General features: G+C 49.0%; 19 protein-coding genes, 2 tRNA genes and 2 rRNA genes. 6 read left to right on the forward strand and 17 right to left on the reverse strand.

Features of this window, described 5'->3' with window-relative positions:
• Positions 1-3: 3 nt before the first annotated feature.
• The 4 genes from E2566_RS19035 to E2566_RS19050 form a co-directional block, all read right to left on the reverse strand.
• Positions 4-2,899 (reverse strand): 23S ribosomal RNA (locus tag E2566_RS19035).
• A gap of 217 nt (positions 2,900-3,116) precedes the next feature.
• Positions 3,117-3,192: transfer RNA gene (locus E2566_RS19040), tRNA-Ala, on the reverse strand.
• A gap of 42 nt (positions 3,193-3,234) precedes the next feature.
• Positions 3,235-3,310, reverse strand: a tRNA-OTHER gene (locus E2566_RS19045).
• A 73-nt stretch (positions 3,311-3,383) separates the two neighbouring features.
• Positions 3,384-4,925 (reverse strand): 16S ribosomal RNA (locus E2566_RS19050).
• Together the 16S and 23S rRNA genes with 2 tRNA genes alongside form the textbook arrangement of a ribosomal RNA operon.
• 494 nt (positions 4,926-5,419) lie before the next feature.
• Here E2566_RS19050 and E2566_RS19055 point away from each other — a divergent pair.
• Positions 5,420-5,968, forward strand: a complete 549-nt coding sequence (locus tag E2566_RS19055; protein WP_107168827.1) for a gamma carbonic anhydrase family protein — start codon at positions 5,420-5,422, stop codon at positions 5,966-5,968.
• Here the strand turns inward: E2566_RS19055 and E2566_RS19060 are convergent.
• From E2566_RS19060 to dprA, 6 genes are read right to left on the reverse strand one after another with little or no spacing between them, the layout of a single operon-like run.
• Positions 5,953-6,210, reverse strand: a complete 258-nt coding sequence (locus E2566_RS19060; protein WP_107168828.1) for a DUF1488 family protein — start codon at positions 6,208-6,210, stop codon at positions 5,953-5,955. The two genes, E2566_RS19055 and E2566_RS19060, sit on opposite strands and share 16 nt — an antisense overlap.
• Positions 6,207-7,034 (reverse strand): shikimate dehydrogenase, encoded by an 828-nt coding sequence (gene aroE / locus E2566_RS19065; RefSeq protein WP_107168829.1) that lies wholly within the window; start codon positions 7,032-7,034, stop codon positions 6,207-6,209. The genes E2566_RS19060 and aroE overlap by 4 nt, the downstream gene beginning before the upstream one ends.
• Positions 7,035-7,053: 19 nt before the next feature.
• Entirely contained in the window at positions 7,054-7,623 is a 570-nt protein-coding gene (gene tsaC / locus E2566_RS19070) for an L-threonylcarbamoyladenylate synthase type 1 TsaC (RefSeq protein WP_107168830.1), read from the reverse strand.
• On the reverse strand, positions 7,616-8,173 hold the full coding sequence (locus E2566_RS19075) for a DNA topoisomerase family protein (RefSeq protein WP_107168831.1): 558 nt from the start codon (positions 8,171-8,173) through the stop codon (positions 7,616-7,618). The genes tsaC and E2566_RS19075 overlap by 8 nt, the downstream gene beginning before the upstream one ends.
• 20 nt (positions 8,174-8,193) lie before the next feature.
• Complete coding sequence (locus tag E2566_RS19080) at positions 8,194-8,667, reverse strand: DUF494 family protein (protein WP_107168832.1); 474 nt, start codon at positions 8,665-8,667, stop codon at positions 8,194-8,196.
• Positions 8,639-9,760, reverse strand: a complete 1,122-nt coding sequence (dprA, locus tag E2566_RS19085; RefSeq protein WP_107168833.1) for a DNA-protecting protein DprA — start codon at positions 9,758-9,760, stop codon at positions 8,639-8,641. The genes E2566_RS19080 and dprA overlap by 29 nt, the downstream gene beginning before the upstream one ends.
• A 128-nt stretch (positions 9,761-9,888) precedes the next feature.
• Here dprA and def point away from each other — a divergent pair, with 128 nt between their 5' ends.
• From def to mscL, 5 genes are all read left to right on the forward strand, one after another.
• Complete coding sequence (gene def, locus E2566_RS19090; RefSeq protein ID WP_107168834.1) at positions 9,889-10,401, forward strand: peptide deformylase; 513 nt, start codon at positions 9,889-9,891, stop codon at positions 10,399-10,401.
• A 23-nt stretch (positions 10,402-10,424) separates the two neighbouring features.
• A complete protein-coding gene (gene fmt, locus E2566_RS19095) occupies positions 10,425-11,372 on the forward strand; it encodes a methionyl-tRNA formyltransferase (RefSeq protein ID WP_107168835.1) in 948 nt (315 codons plus the stop codon).
• 67 nt (positions 11,373-11,439) lie between these two features.
• A complete protein-coding gene (gene rsmB / locus E2566_RS19100) occupies positions 11,440-12,729 on the forward strand; it encodes a 16S rRNA (cytosine(967)-C(5))-methyltransferase RsmB (protein ID WP_107168836.1) in 1,290 nt (429 codons plus the stop codon).
• 56 nt (positions 12,730-12,785) lie between these two features.
• Positions 12,786-14,162: a Trk system potassium transporter TrkA gene (gene trkA / locus E2566_RS19105; RefSeq protein WP_107168837.1), complete on the forward strand. Its 1,377-nt coding sequence runs from the start codon at positions 12,786-12,788 to the stop codon at positions 14,160-14,162.
• Positions 14,163-14,252: 90 nt separating this feature from the next.
• Positions 14,253-14,666, forward strand: a complete 414-nt coding sequence (gene mscL / locus E2566_RS19110; RefSeq protein WP_107168838.1) for a large-conductance mechanosensitive channel protein MscL — start codon at positions 14,253-14,255, stop codon at positions 14,664-14,666.
• 32 nt (positions 14,667-14,698) lie between these two features.
• Here the strand turns inward: mscL and E2566_RS19115 are convergent, their stop codons facing one another.
• The 7 genes from E2566_RS19115 to rpmJ all read right to left on the reverse strand — a co-directional run bounded on the left by E2566_RS19115 (position 14,699) and on the right by rpmJ (position 18,243).
• Positions 14,699-14,911: an alternative ribosome-rescue factor A gene (locus tag E2566_RS19115; protein ID WP_107168839.1), complete on the reverse strand. Its 213-nt coding sequence runs from the start codon at positions 14,909-14,911 to the stop codon at positions 14,699-14,701.
• 207 nt (positions 14,912-15,118) lie between these two features.
• On the reverse strand, positions 15,119-15,511 hold the full coding sequence (gene rplQ / locus E2566_RS19120) for a 50S ribosomal protein L17 (protein ID WP_005970246.1): 393 nt from the start codon (positions 15,509-15,511) through the stop codon (positions 15,119-15,121).
• Positions 15,512-15,551: 40 nt separating this feature from the next.
• Positions 15,552-16,541, reverse strand: coding sequence for a DNA-directed RNA polymerase subunit alpha (locus E2566_RS19125; protein WP_005970247.1), 990 nt, complete (start codon positions 16,539-16,541; stop codon positions 15,552-15,554).
• Positions 16,542-16,566: 25 nt separating this feature from the next.
• Positions 16,567-17,187, reverse strand: a complete 621-nt coding sequence (gene rpsD / locus E2566_RS19130) for a 30S ribosomal protein S4 (RefSeq protein ID WP_010286047.1) — start codon at positions 17,185-17,187, stop codon at positions 16,567-16,569.
• Between the two features lie 30 nt (positions 17,188-17,217).
• Positions 17,218-17,607: a 30S ribosomal protein S11 gene (gene rpsK, locus E2566_RS19135; protein WP_002919257.1), complete on the reverse strand. Its 390-nt coding sequence runs from the start codon at positions 17,605-17,607 to the stop codon at positions 17,218-17,220.
• A gap of 16 nt (positions 17,608-17,623) precedes the next feature.
• On the reverse strand, positions 17,624-17,980 hold the full coding sequence (gene rpsM / locus E2566_RS19140) for a 30S ribosomal protein S13 (RefSeq protein WP_005970252.1): 357 nt from the start codon (positions 17,978-17,980) through the stop codon (positions 17,624-17,626).
• A gap of 146 nt (positions 17,981-18,126) precedes the next feature.
• Entirely contained in the window at positions 18,127-18,243 is a 117-nt protein-coding gene (rpmJ, locus tag E2566_RS19145; protein ID WP_002227352.1) for a 50S ribosomal protein L36, read from the reverse strand.
• Positions 18,244-18,267 lie beyond the last annotated feature (24 nt).

An 18,267-nucleotide genomic window follows, 5' to 3' on the forward strand; every position in this document is an offset into this window, starting at 1 on the left:
TGTAAGGTTAAGCCTCTCGGGTCATTAGTACTGGTTAGCTCAACGTATCGCTACGCTTACACACCCAGCCTATCTACGTCGTCGTCTTCAACGGCCCTTCAGGGACATCAAGTGTCCAGGGAAGACTCATCTCGAGGCAAGTTTCCCGCTTAGATGCTTTCAGCGGTTATCTCTTCCGCACTTAGCTACCGGGCAATGCAATTGGCATCACAACCCGTACACCAGTGGTGCGTTCACTCCGGTCCTCTCGTACTAGGAGCAACCCCTCTCAATCTTCCAACGCCCACGGCAGATAGGGACCGAACTGTCTCACGACGTTCTAAACCCAGCTCGCGTACCACTTTAAATGGCGAACAGCCATACCCTTGGGACCTACTTCAGCCCCAGGATGTGATGAGCCGACATCGAGGTGCCAAACACCGCCGTCGATATGAACTCTTGGGCGGTATCAGCCTGTTATCCCCGGAGTACCTTTTATCCGTTGAGCGATGGCCCTTCCATTCAGAACCACCGGATCACTAAGACCTGCTTTCGCACCTGCTCGAGCTGTCACTCTCGCAGTCAAGCTAGCTTATGCCTTTGCACTAACCTCCTGATGTCCGACCAGGATTAGCTAACCTTCGTGCTCCTCCGTTACGCTTTGGGAGGAGACCGCCCCAGTCAAACTACCCACCAGACACTGTCCGCAACCCGGATTACGGGCCTACGTTAGAACATCAAACATTAAAGGGTGGTATTTCAAGGTTGGCTCCACGCAGACTGGCGTCCACACTTCAAAGCCTCCCACCTATCCTACACATCAAGGCTCAAGGTTCAGTGTCAAGCTATAGTAAAGGTTCACGGGGTCTTTCCGTCTTGCCGCGGGTACACTGCATCTTCACAGCGAGTTCAATTTCACTGAGTCTCGGGTGGAGACAGCCTGGCCATCATTACGCCATTCGTGCAGGTCGGAACTTACCCGACAAGGAATTTCGCTACCTTAGGACCGTTATAGTTACGGCCGCCGTTTACCGGGGCTTCGATCAAGAGCTTCGCCTTGCGGCTGACCCCATCAATTAACCTTCCGGCACCGGGCAGGCGTCACACCGTATACGTCCACTTTCGTGTTTGCACAGTGCTGTGTTTTTATTAAACAGTTGCAGCCAGCTGGTATCTGCGACTGGCTTCAGCTCCATCCGCAAGGGACTTCACCTACGCGCCAGCGTGCCTTCTCCGAAGTTACGGCACCATTTTGCCTAGTTCCTTCACCCGAGTTCTCTCAAGCGCCTGAGTATTCTCTACCTGACCACCTGTGTCGGTTTGGGGTACGATTTGATGTTACCTGGAGCTTAGAGGCTTTTCCTGGAAGCGTAGCATTGGTTACTTCATCACCGTAGTGACTCGTCATCACGCCTCAGTGTTAACGATGACCCGGATTTACCTAAGTCACCCACCTTCACGCTTAAACCGGGACAACCGTCGCCCGGATAACCTAGCTTTCTCCGTCCCCCCTTCGCAGTAACACCGAGTACAGGAATATTAACCTGTTTCCCATCGACTACGCTTTTCAGCCTCGCCTTAGGGTCGACTCACCCTGCCCCGATTAACGTTGGACAGGAACCCTTGGTCTTCCGGCGTGCGGGTTTTCACCCGCATTATCGTTACTTATGTCAGCATTCGCACTTCTGATACCTCCAGCAACCCTCACAGGCCACCTTCAACGGCTTACAGAACGCTCCCCTACCCAACAACGCCTAAGCGTCGCTGCCGCAGCTTCGGTGCATGGTTTAGCCCGTTACATCTTCCGCGCAGGCCGACTCGACCAGTGAGCTATTACGCTTTCTTTAAATGATGGCTGCTTCTAAGCCAACATCCTGGCTGTCTATGCCTTCCCACATCGTTTCCCACTTAACCATGACTTTGGGACCTTAGCTGGCGGTCTGGGTTGTTTCCCTCTTCACGACGAACGTTAGCACCCGCCGTGTGTCTCCCGTGATAACATTCTTCGGTATTCGTAGTTTGCATCGGGTTGGTAAGTCGGGATGACCCCTAGCCGAAACAGTGCTCTACCCCGAAGATGAATTCACGAGGCGCTACCTAAATAGCTTTCGGGAGAACCAGCTATCTCCCGGTTTGATTGGCCTTTCACCCCAGCCACAAGTCATCCGCTAATTTTTCAACATTAGTCGGTTCGGTCCTCCAGTTAGTGTTACCCAACCTTCAACCTGCCCATGGCTGATCACCGGGTTTCGGGTCTATACCCTGCAACTTAACGCCCAGTTAAGACTCGGTTTCCCTGCGGCTCCCCTATTCGGTTAACCTTGCTACAGAATATAAGTCGCTGACCCATTATACAAAAGGTACGCAGTCACCTAACAAGTAGGCTCCCACTGCTTGTACGTACACGGTTTCAGGTTCTATTTCACTCCCCTCGCCGGGGTTCTTTTCGCCTTTCCCTCACGGTACTGGTTCACTATCGGTCAGTCAGGAGTATTTAGCCTTGGAGGATGGTCCCCATATTCAGACAGGATGTCACGTGTCCCGCCCTACTCATCGAACTCACAACTTGTGCATTTTGTGTACGGGACTATCACCCTTTACTGTGCGACTTTCCAGACGCTTCCACTAACACACAAACTGATTCAGGTTCTGGGCTCCTCCCCGTTCGCTCGCCGCTACTAGGGGAATCTCGGTTGATTTCTTTTCCTCGGGGTACTGAGATGTTTCAGTTCCCCCGGTTCGCCTCATTACGCTATGTATTCACATAATGATAGTGTGTCGAAACACACTGGGTTTCCCCATTCGGGTATCGTCGGGTATAACGCTTCATATCAGCTTACCGACGCTTATCGCAGATTAGCACGCCCTTCATCGCCTCTGACTGCCTAGGCATCCACCGTGTACGCTTAGTCGCTTAACCTCACAACCCGAAGATGTCTCTTTCGATTCATCATCGCGCTGCGATTATTTGAGAGACTCATTGACAGACTGATTCACCACGACACACCCGAAGGCCGTCATGCATGTTCAGCTGTCATGTTTCAATTTTCAGCTTGTTCCAGATTGTTAAAGAGCAAAACATCGCAGTGCACCCAAACAGGTACACTCTGATGTTTTTTTATCATAACGAGTAGTTATGGTGGAGCTATGCGGGATCGAACCGCAGACCTCCTGCGTGCAAGGCAGGCGCTCTCCCAGCTGAGCTATAACCCCATCGCTACTTACAGTTACCTTAGATACCACTCATGGAAGAGTTGGTAGGCCTGAGTGGACTTGAACCACCGACCTCACCCTTATCAGGGTGCGCTCTAACCACCTGAGCTACAAGCCTATTAAGGTATTTCTGCTCGTTATTTTCATCAGACAATCTGTGTGAGCACTTCACTTAACGCACATCTTCTTGGTAAGGAGGTGATCCAACCGCAGGTTCCCCTACGGTTACCTTGTTACGACTTCACCCCAGTCATGAATCACAAAGTGGTAAGCGCCCTCCCGAAGGTTAAGCTACCTACTTCTTTTGCAACCCACTCCCATGGTGTGACGGGCGGTGTGTACAAGGCCCGGGAACGTATTCACCGTAGCATTCTGATCTACGATTACTAGCGATTCCGACTTCATGGAGTCGAGTTGCAGACTCAATCCGGACTACGACGTACTTTATGAGGTCCGCTTGCTCTCGCGAGGTCGCTTCTCTTTGTATACGCCATTGTAGCACGTGTGTAGCCCTACTCGTAAGGGCCATGATGACTTGACGTCATCCCCACCTTCCTCCGGTTTATCACCGGCAGTCTCCTTTGAGTTCCCGACATTACTCGCTGGCAACAAAGGATAAGGGTTGCGCTCGTTGCGGGACTTAACCCAACATTTCACAACACGAGCTGACGACAGCCATGCAGCACCTGTCTCAGAGTTCCCGAAGGCACTAAGCTATCTCTAGCAAATTCTCTGGATGTCAAGAGTAGGTAAGGTTCTTCGCGTTGCATCGAATTAAACCACATGCTCCACCGCTTGTGCGGGCCCCCGTCAATTCATTTGAGTTTTAACCTTGCGGCCGTACTCCCCAGGCGGTCGATTTAACGCGTTAGCTCCGGAAGCCACGCCTCAAGGGCACAACCTCCAAATCGACATCGTTTACAGCGTGGACTACCAGGGTATCTAATCCTGTTTGCTCCCCACGCTTTCGCACCTGAGCGTCAGTCTTTGTCCAGGGGGCCGCCTTCGCCACCGGTATTCCTCCAGATCTCTACGCATTTCACCGCTACACCTGGAATTCTACCCCCCTCTACAAGACTCTAGCCTGTCAGTTTTGAATGCAGTTCCCAGGTTAAGCCCGGGGATTTCACATCCAACTTAACAGACCGCCTGCGTGCGCTTTACGCCCAGTCATTCCGATTAACGCTTGCACCCTCCGTATTACCGCGGCTGCTGGCACGGAGTTAGCCGGTGCTTCTTCTGCGGGTAACGTCAATCGATGAGAGTATTAATCTCACCGCCTTCCTCCCCGCTGAAAGTGCTTTACAACCCGAAGGCCTTCTTCACACACGCGGCATGGCTGCATCAGGCTTGCGCCCATTGTGCAATATTCCCCACTGCTGCCTCCCGTAGGAGTCTGGACCGTGTCTCAGTTCCAGTGTGGCTGGTCATCCTCTCAGACCAGCTAGGGATCGTCGCCTAGGTGAGCCATTACCTCACCTACTAGCTAATCCCATCTGGGCACATCCGATGGCAAGAGGCCCGAAGGTCCCCCTCTTTGGTCCGAAGACGTTATGCGGTATTAGCTACCGTTTCCAGTAGTTATCCCCCTCCATCAGGCAGTTTCCCAGACATTACTCACCCGTCCGCCGCTCGTCACCCAGGGAGCAAGCTCCCCTGTGCTACCGCTCGACTTGCATGTGTTAGGCCTGCCGCCAGCGTTCAATCTGAGCCATGATCAAACTCTTCAATTTAAGATTTGTTTGATTTGCTGAACTCGTCAGCGATGCTCAAAGAATTAAAACTGTTTATTCGTAATGAATTTACTGTTGTTCACTCTTCAAGACTTTTTTATATCGTTAAGATACGGTCTTGTGAGTGCCCACACAGATTGTCTGATTATATTGTTAAAGAGCAGTGCGTTGCGGTCTTAACCGCTTCGCGAGGTGGCGTATGTTACGCTTTCCACCTTCAGAGTCAACGTTTATTTTAAAGCGTTTTCTCTTTCTTTATCGACCCGGTTGTGTGTTCACAGCGCCGTGTCGATGGAGGCGCATTATAGGGATCTGTTTTCGTTGCACAACAACTTTCTTGATCTTTTTTTCTGTTCGCGCGTTTTTCGACCCTTTCGATGAGATCTTACGCGATCTGCGTTATTTTTCAGTTGCCGCCGCGGCATATCTGTCGATATTTTGTCTGTTAATGCGAATAATCAGCGTGTGGCAACTAAATAACTGCGAGGTTATCGATGAGTGCAAAAACATTCCGTCGTTATAACGGTATTTCTCCTATTTTAGGTGAAAGAGTCATGGTCGATCATTCTAGCGTGGTGATTGGCAAGGTAACACTAGGCGATGACGTCGGTATTTGGCCTCTTGTCGCCATACGCGGTGATGTTAACTACATCACGATTGGTGCAAGGAGTAATATTCAGGACGGAGCAGTGCTTCATATCACCCACTGCTCAGAGAAAAAACCGGAAGGTAATCCACTTATTATTGGCGAAGACGTTACTGTAGGCCATAAAGCGATGCTGCACGGTTGCCAAATAGGAAATAGGGTTTTGGTGGGAATGGGTTCAATACTTCTGGATGGTGCCATTATTGAGGATGATGTCATGATCGGTGCGGGTAGCTTGGTCCCTCCTGGAAAACGTCTAGAGAAAGGACATCTATACCTTGGCAGCCCAGTTAAAAAGATTCGGCCACTGACACAAGAAGAAATAGAGGGGCTGGTTTACTCAGCAAATAACTATGTTCGTTGGAAAGATGAATACCTTGCTCAGGATAATGAGTAACACCCCTCATCATCCCATTCTTCAGCAACAATCATTTTTTCAAATTCGTCTTCAAGATCCCATCTATATTCCCTGAACAGTGCCAGCCACTGTTCAGGGCTATCTCCCCCGTAACGGTGCTGAAGACATTCAGCACTTATCAGGCATTCCTGCTGAAAGCCATTCACTAAAACAGGGAAACGGATCGCCATTATCTTATCATCCCAACTTTCACGATCTGGGAACTGGATCGCTTGGTTCACTTCGCGAGCTCCTGCTTCAGTAAAGCAATCACGGGCTCCACGTCCGGCATCACACCATGCCAAAGTTTGAACGCATGTGCCGCTTGTCCCACTAGCATTCCCAAACCATCGGCATAATGGGTAGCGCCATGCTGTACGCACCATGACAAAAAGGGTGTCAGTTGCGGCAGGTAAAACATGTCATAGCAACACGTTTTTGGAGAAATGAGTTCTGGCGGTAAGTTAGGAATACTATCGTACATACCAGAAGAGGTTGCGTTAATGACTAGATCGAAAAACTGACCATGTAAATCGTCGAGAGCAACCGCTTGAATATCGCCAATATCACAGAAGGCCTTAGCTAAAGCATCAGCTTTAGAGAATGTCCTATTCGTCAGCACAACTGTGCAGCCATAAGCCAGTAAGGGTTGGATAACCCCCCGCGCTGCACCGCCCGCCCCCACTAGCAAAACACGATCCAGCGGCTTCACCAGCGCCAGCCGTTGCAGATCGCTGAGCAAACCGATGCCATCTGTATTATCACCAAATAGGCGTCCGTCACTCAGCCTCTTCAATGTATTCACCGCACCTGCGCGCGCCGCAGATTCGCTACGCTCATCAGCTTCGGCAAAAGCCCTCTCTTTAAAGGGCGCAGTGACATTTGCACCACCAGCACCATCGCGAAAATACTGACGCAGCTGCGGCTCAAAATGATCCAGAGGCACTAACACACGTTGATATGTCAGCGTTATCCCCGTCTGTGCAGCAAATAACTCATGTATGCGAGGCGATTTACTATGCGCAATCGGATTACCAAAAACTGCAAAAGACGTTACTTCAGACACGTTCCCCTCCAACTTACCGTTAGCCCTGACGAATGAGCTCGCCTGTTAGTACATCCCTGATTTCTGATGGATTCATTCTTCCGCCGACGTTCCCACACAGCACAGGAAAACTGTCGCCAAACTGCTGCAATACGTCCTGAGCAGTGCGACAAGGGAGTTGCCCACTTAAATTGGCACTGGTTGACACTAACGGTTTACCGTAACGCTGGCACAGCTCCTTGACTAATGGATGGTCACTAACGCGTACTGCAAGCGAAGAAAATTGCCCCGTTAACCACTTCGGCGTCGTCTGTTTTGCAGGTAATACCCACGTAACTGGACCTGGCCATGTAGAAAACATCACGCCCTTCTGCTCGTCAGATAACACGCTGTCATCAATATAAGGCGCTAGTTGACTAAAATCTGCTGCAATCAGGATCAGACCTTTTTGCCAAGGGCGTTGTTTTAACGCCAGCAAGCGGTTAACCGCTACTTCACTATCAGGGTCACATCCCAACCCAAATACGGCTTCAGTCGGGTACGCAATCACCTGCTCATTATGTAATTCCCGCAAAACAGGAATCATTAGTTCATCAGAGACATCACTCATTCTTATCAACTTCTGTCGCTATTGGTTTTCCGCATAATTTACTGGCACAAAATAGCTTGGTGCCTTGTGCCGTCTTCTTCTCAAACAATAAAGCATAATGGCAAGAGGGGCATTCACCCGCTATCGGTTTATGGTTTAACGCAAACTGGCAATCGGGATAACGATCGCAAGAATGAAACACCTTACCGTAGCGAGACTTACGCTGTAGCAGCGTGCCTTCATTACACTGTGGACATCGAATCGCCGTTTCATCAGGGCGATCGATAGTCTCGGTATGATTGCACTCAGGATAATTACCGCAGCCGATGAACATCCCATAACGGCCTTGCCGTAGCACCAATGTCGACTGACAAAGCGGGCATTGCTGTCCATCCAACACTTTGACAATATGTCCATCAGCCTGCGCTTTAAGCGGGCGAATGAAACCACATTCCGGATACGTAGAACAGCCAAGGAATGGGCCGTGCCGACCAGAACGGATAACCAGCACTGACCCACAGTCTGGGCATATTTCCTGTTTTTTTTCAGTAAACAATTCAGGTTTAGCCATTCGAACCGTTATTCCTCTGGCTATTGCACATAACCGTCATTGACCTCAAAAAGTAATTCTTCCATTTGCTGATAGGCATTCTCACAACCGGGAACATTGAAAAGCACCATGAGAATAACCCACTTCAGATCTTCCAGATCAAATTCCTGCGTTTCCAGCGCCATCACACGTTCGATGATCATCTCGCGCGTTTCAAGATTCAGAACCTGGATTTGCTCAAGGAACAATAAAAATCCACGACAGTCCGCATCCAGACGCAGCTCCTCATCCTGCGTATAGATTCGCATAGCCAGAGCATCGTTCGCCAAATAAAGCGGCGCAGTTTGTCCTTCCTGAATATCGGCCAATTTTTCCAGCCAACTCAACGCGCTATAGATATCATTACGATGGAATCCAGCGCGAGTGAGGTCATCAGTTAACGTATCCTGATCGACACGCATTTCAGTTTCATTGTGGATGTAGCTCTCAAACAAGTACATGAGTACGTCGAACATGGCTTGCCCTCCTTAATCGGACATAGCCGCCGGGTACTGCTGCGATCCATCCTGCTAACTCCAGTTCTAATAGCTTAGTGACTACTTCTGGCACAGGTTGGCCGGCACGTTCAGCGACAACGTCAACAGGTGTAACCTCATCTCCTACGTTAGCCAACACGTCGGCAAATGGCAATTCGCCATTCTCTTCTTCGTTAGAAATAGTTTGCCCACTTTCCATCGGTAGCCACTGTAATTCACTCACCAACTGTTCAAGAATATCCTTCGGATGCGTAACCAGGCTGGCCCCTTGCTGGATCAGCCAATGTGTACCCTCAGTCATGGGGTTACCGATAGCTCCCGGCAAGGCAAAAATGTCCCGCCCTTGCTCTAAAGCATAACGCGCAGTGACCAGCGACCCACTACGGATAGACGCTTCGATAACTAGGACGCCCAGCCCTAACCCACTAATGATGCGATTTCTTCTGGGGAAGTTGGTTGGAAAAGGCGGCATAGCGAGGGGGAATTCAGAAACCAGTGTGCCGCCATCGTCACAAATACGTTCAGCAAGCTTGGCGTGACGCTTGGGATAAATATTCTCCAGCCCGCTCCCCAGCACGGCTATCGTTTTCCCCCCTGCATCCAAGGCAGCCCGATGAGCGATACCGTCAATACCAATCGCTAACCCACTGGTCACCGTCAGTTCATTTGCCGCAAATTCCTGTGCAAAAAAACATCCCCAGCGTTCGCCGTAAGCGCTATTACCTCGGCTACCCACGATCGATATTTGTGGCGATGCCAATAATTCAGGAGAACCAGAAACAAAAAGCAACAGCGGAAAATCACGAATATTGCTCAACAGAAAGGGATACAGTACATCTTCGCACGTCACAATATGGTGATTAGGAGACGACAGCCAGTTGAGAGTCTCCTCCAACACATTAGGATCATAAGCCCAGAACTGAGATATTTGAGCAGGGGACAGGCCTAATACGCTCAACATATTGTTATCTAAATCGTTTAGATCAATAAGCTTTCTGGCAATAGCTCGACTACGCCTGATTCCCAGATGCCGTACGCCCGTCATACGTAGCCAAATTTCCGTTGATAGCATCAGCGTCCCTTATTCTGCTATGTTCAGATAAGTCGTGCAATTCGGTGCTGATGCTGTCAATCGAGGCCGGAAATGTCTAGAATGTACGCTAAGACTCTTTCACTATTCAGATACAGATCTAAACATATATGTCAGTTTTGCAGGTATTACATTTCCCAGACGAGCGGCTGCGCATTACTGCGCAACCCGTAAAAGAAGTCAATGCAGATATTCAACGTATCGTGGATGATATGTTCGATACCATGTACGAAGAAGAAGGTATTGGACTAGCCGCAACACAAGTGGATATTCACCAGCGTATTATTGTGATTGACGTCTCTGAAGAACGAGACCAACGGTTAGTGCTGATCAATCCAGAGCTGATTGAAAAGAGCGGTGATACGGGTATCGAAGAGGGTTGCTTGTCGATCCCTGAAACACGTGCACTGGTTCCTCGTGCAGAGCATGTAAAAGTGCGAGCATTGGATCGTGAAGGTAACGTGTTCGAACTTGAAGCAAGCGAGCTACTTGCCATTTGCATTCAGCATGAAATGGATCACTTAGTTGGGAAATTGTTTATCGATTACCTTTCCCCGCTTAAACGCCAGCGCATTCGTCAAAAACTGGAAAAGCTGGCTAAACAGAATAGCCGAGCCCAATAATTTTCACCCTGACAGGAAGCACCGTGTCTGATTCTTTACGCATCATCTTTGCCGGAACCCCTGACTTTGCAGCGCGTCACCTTGACGCGCTTTTATCATCAGGGCACGAGATCGTGGGCGTTTTCACTCAGCCTGACCGCCCGTCCGGTAGAGGCAACAAGCTCACGCCAAGCCCGGTAAAAGTACTGGCAGAACAACATAGCATCCCCGTTTTCCAGCCGAAATCCCTGCGACCGGTAGAAAATCAGGCAATGGTTGAGACGTTAGGCGCCGATATTATGGTCGTTGTCGCCTATGGATTAATTCTGCCACAGCCGGTGTTATCTATGCCGCGCCTCGGTTGCATTAATGTACACGGTTCTCTGTTACCTCTTTGGCGCGGTGCTGCGCCTATCCAACGTGCATTATGGGCTGGGGATAGTGAAACCGGCGTGACGATCATGCAAATGGACGTTGGGCTCGATACTGGCGCAATGCTGCACAAAATTTCGTGCCCCATCCTGCCACAAGATACCAGCGCGACGTTGTACGATAAACTTGCTGAGTTGGGGCCACGTGGCTTATTGGAAACGTTGGAACAACTTGCAACCAGCAACATTGTCGCTGAAGCGCAAAATGACGCCCTTGCAACCTATGCAGAAAAGCTTAGCAAAGAAGAAGCTCGCTTAAACTGGCAGTTATCCGCCGAGCAACTCGAGCGCTGTATTCGAGCTTTTAATCCTTGGCCAGTAAGCTATTTCAGCGTAGATGAACAACCGATAAAAGTCTGGAAAGCTGAGGTTATAGCCAAAGCACATGACTCACAGCCTGGCACAATCATACAGGCAGACAAGCAGGGTATTCAGGTGGCAACAGCCGCAGGTATCTTGAATATCCAAGAGTTGCAGCCTGCGGGTAAAAAAGTGATGAGTACGCAGGATCTGCTGAACTCACGTCGTGAGTGGTTCATTCCCGGTAATATACTGAACTAATCTATTTTTCATACCGGCGTCATGCCGGTATATCCTCTCTCTTTTACGTATACGTCATCGTTAACACATGAAAAGCTCATACAATCTACGCAGTATTGCCGCAAAAGTGGTGGGACAAGTTCTGGATCAGGGGCAATCACTCAGTGCCCTATTACCGGTTCATCAACGTGAAGTCTCCGATAAAGATCGTGCACTTTTACAAGAGCTTTGCTTCGGCGTATTACGTGTTTTACCGCAGTTGGAATGGTGTATTCAACAACTGATGGCTAAGCCCCTGACGGGGAAACAACGCACACTACATTACCTCATCATGGTAGGCATCTATCAATTACACTACACTCGCATCCCCCCCCATGCTGCTCTGGCAGAAACAGTAGAAGGTGCAGTCGCATTAAAGAGACCACAGCTCAAGGGGTTGATTAATGGCGTATTACGCCAATTCCAACGTCAGCAAGAAGAACTCATTCAGCGTGAGTCAACGCATTCATCTCACTATCTGCATCCAAGCTGGCTACTGGCGCGCATTGAACACGCCTACCCAAATCACTGGCAAAGCGTTGTTGATGCGAATAATCAACGCCCTCCGATGTGGCTGCGCGTGAATCGATTACACCATACACGAGAAGCGTACTTAGACTTGTTGGCGCAAGAAGGAATCGAAGCGTTTGCTCATCCTGAATACGCCGATGCAATACGACTTGCTTCTCCGTGTGCCGTCGATCTATTACCGGGCTTTTCACAAGGGTGGGCAACAATACAGGATGCTTCGGCTCAAGGCTGTGTCTATTGGCTCGATCCACAAAATGGCGAGCAGATCCTCGATCTCTGCGCTGCGCCCGGTGGAAAAACGACGCACATTTTAGAAGCTGCACCAAAATCTCATGTGCTCGCTGTCGATATTGATGAAACACGTTTAGGTCGAGTAAAAGAAAATTTACTCCGATTACAAATGCATGCAGAAGTGAAACAGGGTGATGGTCGCTACCCCGATTCATGGTGTGAAGGGCGTATGTTTGATCGCATTCTGTTGGATGCCCCGTGCTCCGCTACTGGCGTGATTCGTCGTCATCCGGATATCAAATGGTTACGCCGAGACAGAGATATAGAGGAATTGGTTGCACTGCAAAAAGAAATTATTGATGCCATCTGGCCCCATCTAAAACCAGGCGGCACGATGGTCTACGCGACCTGTTCCATTCTACCGCAAGAAAATACTCAGCAAGTTACGGATTTACTGTCTCGCCATGCTGATGCCAAATTGGCTGGTACAGGTACAAGTGAAATACCGGGCATACAGATACTTCCCCATGCTGATGGTGGCGATGGCTTCTTTTATGCGAAGCTGGTAAAAAACTGATATTGAACCCAGTATTGTCTGCAACAGGCAGCAATCAATAAACGGCATGGCTTATTATGAAAATTATCATTCTTGGCGCGGGTCAGGTCGGCGGAACACTGGCGGAAAATCTAGCGGGTGAAAACAATGACATCACTGTCGTTGACACTGATGCAAATCGGTTGCGCCAGCTTCAGGATAAATTTGATCTGCGCGTCGTTACAGGCTACGCCTCTCACCCGCGTGTTCTGCGTGAAGCGGGAGCGGAAGATGCAGATATGCTGGTCGCCGTGACCAATTCAGATGAAACGAATATGGTAGCATGCCAGATTGCCTACTCTCTTTTCAAAACACCAAACCGTATTGCGCGTATTCGTGCTGCCGAATACATTCGTGAATCAGAGCTGCTGTTTTTACCAGAAGCCGTCCCGATTGATCATTTGATCTCTCCAGAGCAGCTAGTGATCGATAACATTTATAAACTGATCGAATATCCTGGAGCACTCCAGGTCGTCAACTTCGCTGAAGGTAAAGTAAGCCTTGCGGCCGTCAACGCTTACTATGGTGGCCCACTGGTCGGCAATGCCCTAACTTCTCTCCGCGAGCATATTCCTCATGTGGAGACCCGCGTTGCGGCAATCTTTCGCCATGATCGTCCGATTCGCCCTCAAGGTTCCACCATCATCGAAGCTGGAGATGAAGTATTTTTTGTCGCAGCTTCTCAACACATTCGTGCAGTAATGAGTGAGTTACAGCGTCTTGAAAAACCGTATAAAAGGATCATGATCGTTGGTGGAGGTAACGTCGGCGCAGGATTAGCACAGCGGCTAGAAAAAGACTACAGCATTAAGTTGATAGAACGAAATGCAGAGCGGGCGATAGAGCTAGCGGAAATTCTGCAAAATACAGTTGTGTTTCATGGCGATGCCTCAGATCAAGAGTTACTCGCCGAAGAACACATTGAGCAGATAGATGTATTCATCGCTATTACCAATGATGACGAAGCAAATATTATGTCAGCTATGCTGGCTAAACGGATGGGCGCAAAAAAAGTAATGGTGCTCATCCAGCGTCGAGCTTATGTCGATCTGGTTCAGGGTAGCGTCATTGACGTCGCGATTTCCCCACAGCAGGCGACAATCTCCGCACTACTCAGCCACGTCCGTAAGGCAGATATTGTTAGCGTGTCTTCGTTACGCCGAGGAGTCGCCGAAGCAATTGAAGCCATCGCCCATGGTGACGAGGGAACATCGAAAGTTGTCGGCAGAATGATCGAAGACATTAAGCTTCCACCAGGTACTACTATCGGTGCAATTGTTCGCGGTGATCACGTCATCATTGCCAATGCAAATAGCAAAATTGAGCAAGGTGATCATGTCATCATGTTCTTGGCTGACAAGAAATTTGTGCCTGATGTTGAACGCCTATTTCAACCAAGCCCTTTCTTTTTGTAATGCGGGAACAAATTTATTACTAACCGATAATCTGGCAAAGATGTGGCTATTGGTTAGAATTAATTTATATTTTTGGCAAGGAGAACAGCTATGAGTATCATCAAAGAATTCAGAGAGTTTGCCATGCGTGGCAACGTTGTCGATTTGGCGGTAGGTGTCATTATTGGTGCCGCTTTCGGTAAAATTGTCTCCTCTCTGGTATCGGACATTATTATGCCACCGCTAGGGCTTTTGATTGGTGGTGTTGATTTTAAACAATTCAGTCTCATTCTTCGTGATGCCCAGGGCGAAATTCCTGCCGTTGTCATGAACTACGGCGCTTTCATCCAGAATATTTTCGACTTTGTCATCGTCGCTTTTGCGATTTTTATAGCTATCAAGCTTATGAATAAAATGCGCCGTAAACAGGAAGATACGCCTGCCGCCCCACCGAAACCGAGTGCAGAAGAGAAGTTACTAGCTGAAATCCGCGATTTGCTTAAAGAACAGCAACCCAAACAATAAAAATCGAGTTTTGTCCAATCTCTACTTCGTTATTACGCAGAAAGTAGAAAGGCCAGAGGTAAATAATCATTTGATTGCTTACCACTGGCCTCCCAACTACCTTTCTTCACATGCTTATCTTTCCTACGATAACTTCCTTTCCCTTTTTCATTAACTTCAATTCGTTGGCGAAACAGCGGATCATGCAGCAACGCCTCAATCGCGTTATCCTGAATTTTCCCACGCTTATGACGGTATGTAGTCATCATCACTCCTAAGAAAGTCGGTTTGGTATGAACATAAAGAAAACGTGCAGAGTATATAGCCGAAATGGATGGATGAGAACAGAGAGGTATGTGTTTTTCAGCTGATTTAGACATCGCCAGCCTTGTGCCATGCCTATCCATGCAAAAGAATATTTATTTCAGATATAAAAAAACCGGGTCGCCCCGGTTTTTTTACGCTCTTACAGATTACTCTGCAGTAGCTACTTCTTCTGTCTGAGAGACTGAGCGATCAACGAGCTCGATGTATGCCATCGGCGCATTGTCACCAGCACGGAAGCCACACTTCAGAATACGAGTGTAACCACCGGCACGGCTCGCGAAACGCGGGCCCAGTTCATTAAACAGTTTTGCCACGATCTCGTTATCACGAGTACGGGCGAATGCCAGACGACGATTAGCAACGCTGTCGGTCTTGGCAAGAGTAATCAGCGGTTCAACAACGCGACGCAGCTCTTTCGCTTTCGGCAGGGTCGTCTTGATGATTTCATGACGAACCAAAGAACTAGCCATGTTACGGAACATAGCCTGGCGATGGCTGCTGTTACGGTTCAGTTGACGACCACTCTTACGATGGCGCATGACCTTATCCTTCTCAGTAAAACCTTAACCTGTGATCTGGTTACTCATCAGCAATACTTGCAGGTGGCCAGTTTTCCAGGCGCATGCCTAGAGACAAACCACGGGAAGCCAGTACGTCTTTAATCTCAGTAAGAGATTTTTTACCCAGGTTAGGCGTTTTGAGCAGCTCAACCTCGGTACGCTGTACCAGATCACCGATGTAGTGGATAGCTTCTGCCTTAAGACAGTTAGCAGAGCGGACAGTCAATTCCAGATCGTCAACAGGGCGCAGCAGGATCGGATCGAATTCTGGTTTCTCTTCTTTAACTTCTGGCTGACGAACATCACGTAAGTCAACAAAAGCTTCAAGTTGTTCAGCCAGAATGGTGGCCGCACGGCGGATCGCCTCTTCAGGATCGATCGTACCATTGGTTTCCATTTCGATGACTAGCTTGTCCAAGTCAGTACGCTGTTCTACGCGAGCTGCTTCAACATTGTAGGCAATACGCTCTACAGGGCTGTAGCAAGCATCAACTAACAGACGACCAATCGGGCGCTCATCTTCTTCCGTATGAATACGGGCAGATGCCGGCACATAACCACGGCCACGTTGAACTTTGATACGCATACTAATAGATGCGTTTTCATCGGTCAGATGGCAAATTAAGTGCTGCGGCTTGACGATTTCGACATCACCATCATGGATGATGTCGGCTGCAGTCACAGGGCCAATGCCAGATTTATTCAGGGTAAGAATAACTTCATCTTTGCCTTGAACTCTCACCGCCAGCCCTTTCAGGTTGAGCAGGATTTCCAGGATATCTTCCTGTACGCCTTCTTTGGTGCTGTACTCATGCAGTACACCATCAATCTCAACCTCGGTCACCGCGCAACCTGGCATGGATGAAAGCAGAATACGGCGCAGTGCGTTGCCAAGAGTATGGCCGAAGCCTCGCTCTAATGGCTCAAGGGTCACCTTGGCGTGCGTCGAACTCACTTGCTCGATATCAACCAGGCGCGGTTTTAGAAACTCTGTCACAGAACCCTGCATTGTGTCCTCTCTTTGGTACTAAGCCTTACTTGGAGTAAAGCTCGACGATCAGGTGTTCATTAATGTCCGCAGACAGATCGGTACGTTCAGGAATACGTTTGAACACACCTTCCATCTTGGCAGCATCAACTTCCAGCCAAGTTGGCTTTTCACGCTGTTCAGCCAGCTCCAGAGCGGCTTTCACGCGAGATTGCTTTTTCGCTTTCTCACGGATGCTGACTACGTCATTCGGGGATACCTGATAAGAAGCGATGCTAACAACGCGACCGTTTACCATGATAGCTTTGTGGCTTACCATCTGACGTGCTTCAGCACGAGTGGCACCAAAACCCATACGATAAACAACGTTATCCAGACGACCTTCCAGCAGTTGCAGCAGGTTTGCACCTGTGTTGCCTTTCAGACGTGCAGCTTCTTTATAATAGTTACGGAACTGACGCTCCAGAACACCGTAGATACGGCGAACTTTTTGCTTTTCACGCAACTGCACACCATAGTCAGACAGACGCGGTTTACGCGCACCGTGCTGGCCAGGAGCTTGTTCAATTTTACACTTGGAATCGATCGCACGAACACCAGACTTCAGGAACAGGTCGGTGCCTTCACGACGGCTCAGCTTGAGCTTAGGACCCAAATATCTTGCCATTTTCTTTCTCCAACAATCCTAAAAGCGGCGTTATACGCGGCGCTTTTTCGGCGGACGACAACCGTTATGAGGGATCGGAGTCACATCAGTAATATTAGTGATGCGGAAACCAGCCGCGTTCAATGCGCGGATAGTAGACTCACGGCCCGGACCAGGTCCTTTAACCATAACTTCCAGGTTCTTAATACCGTATTCTTTCACGGCCTCTGCGCAACGTTCTGCAGCTACTTGAGCAGCGAACGGCGTAGATTTACGAGAACCACGGAAGCCGGAACCACCGGCAGTTGCCCAACCCAGCGCATTACCCTGACGATCAGTAATGGTTACGATGGTGTTGTTGAAAGAAGCATGGATATGAGCCACACCGTCAGAGACTTGCTTTCTTACACGCTTACGTGCACGAATAGGTGCCTTTGCCATTATTCAATCACCCCGATTATTTCTTGATCGGTTTGCGCGGACCCTTACGGGTACGGGCGTTAGTCTTGGTACGCTGACCGCGAACCGGCAGACCACGACGATGACGCAAACCACGATAAGTACCAAGGTCCATAAGACGCTTGATGCTCAGGGTAACTTCACGACGCAGATCACCTTCTACAACAAACTTGGCAACTTCGTCACGCAGCTTATCGATTTGCTCTTCAGACAGCTCACTGATCTTAACATTCTCGGCAATCCCTGTAGCAGCGCAAATAGCCTGCGACCGAGTTTTACCGATACCGAAAATTGACGTTAACGCAATAACGGTATGTTTATGATCAGGAATGTTAATGCCTGCTATACGGGCCACTATGCACTCCTACAATTTTATACAGCAACACCATTCTGAAAAGCCCGTTTTCAGGATACTCAAATAATGTTGCAGCTACATACAAAAGATTGGCTGGCTAATCTAGCCAGCTCAACCCAACTTTGCAAGAAAAATATGCGAGATAATCAGCCTTGACGCTGTTTATGCTTCGGTTCGGCACTGCAGATCACACGAACGACACCGTTACGCTTAACAATCTTACAGTTACGACATAATTTCTTGACGGAAGCACGAACTTTCATTTTTACTCTCCGTAACTTCTCAAG

This window comes from Pectobacterium punjabense (assembly GCF_012427845.1).
Classification (GTDB): Bacteria; Pseudomonadota; Gammaproteobacteria; order Enterobacterales; family Enterobacteriaceae; genus Pectobacterium; species Pectobacterium punjabense.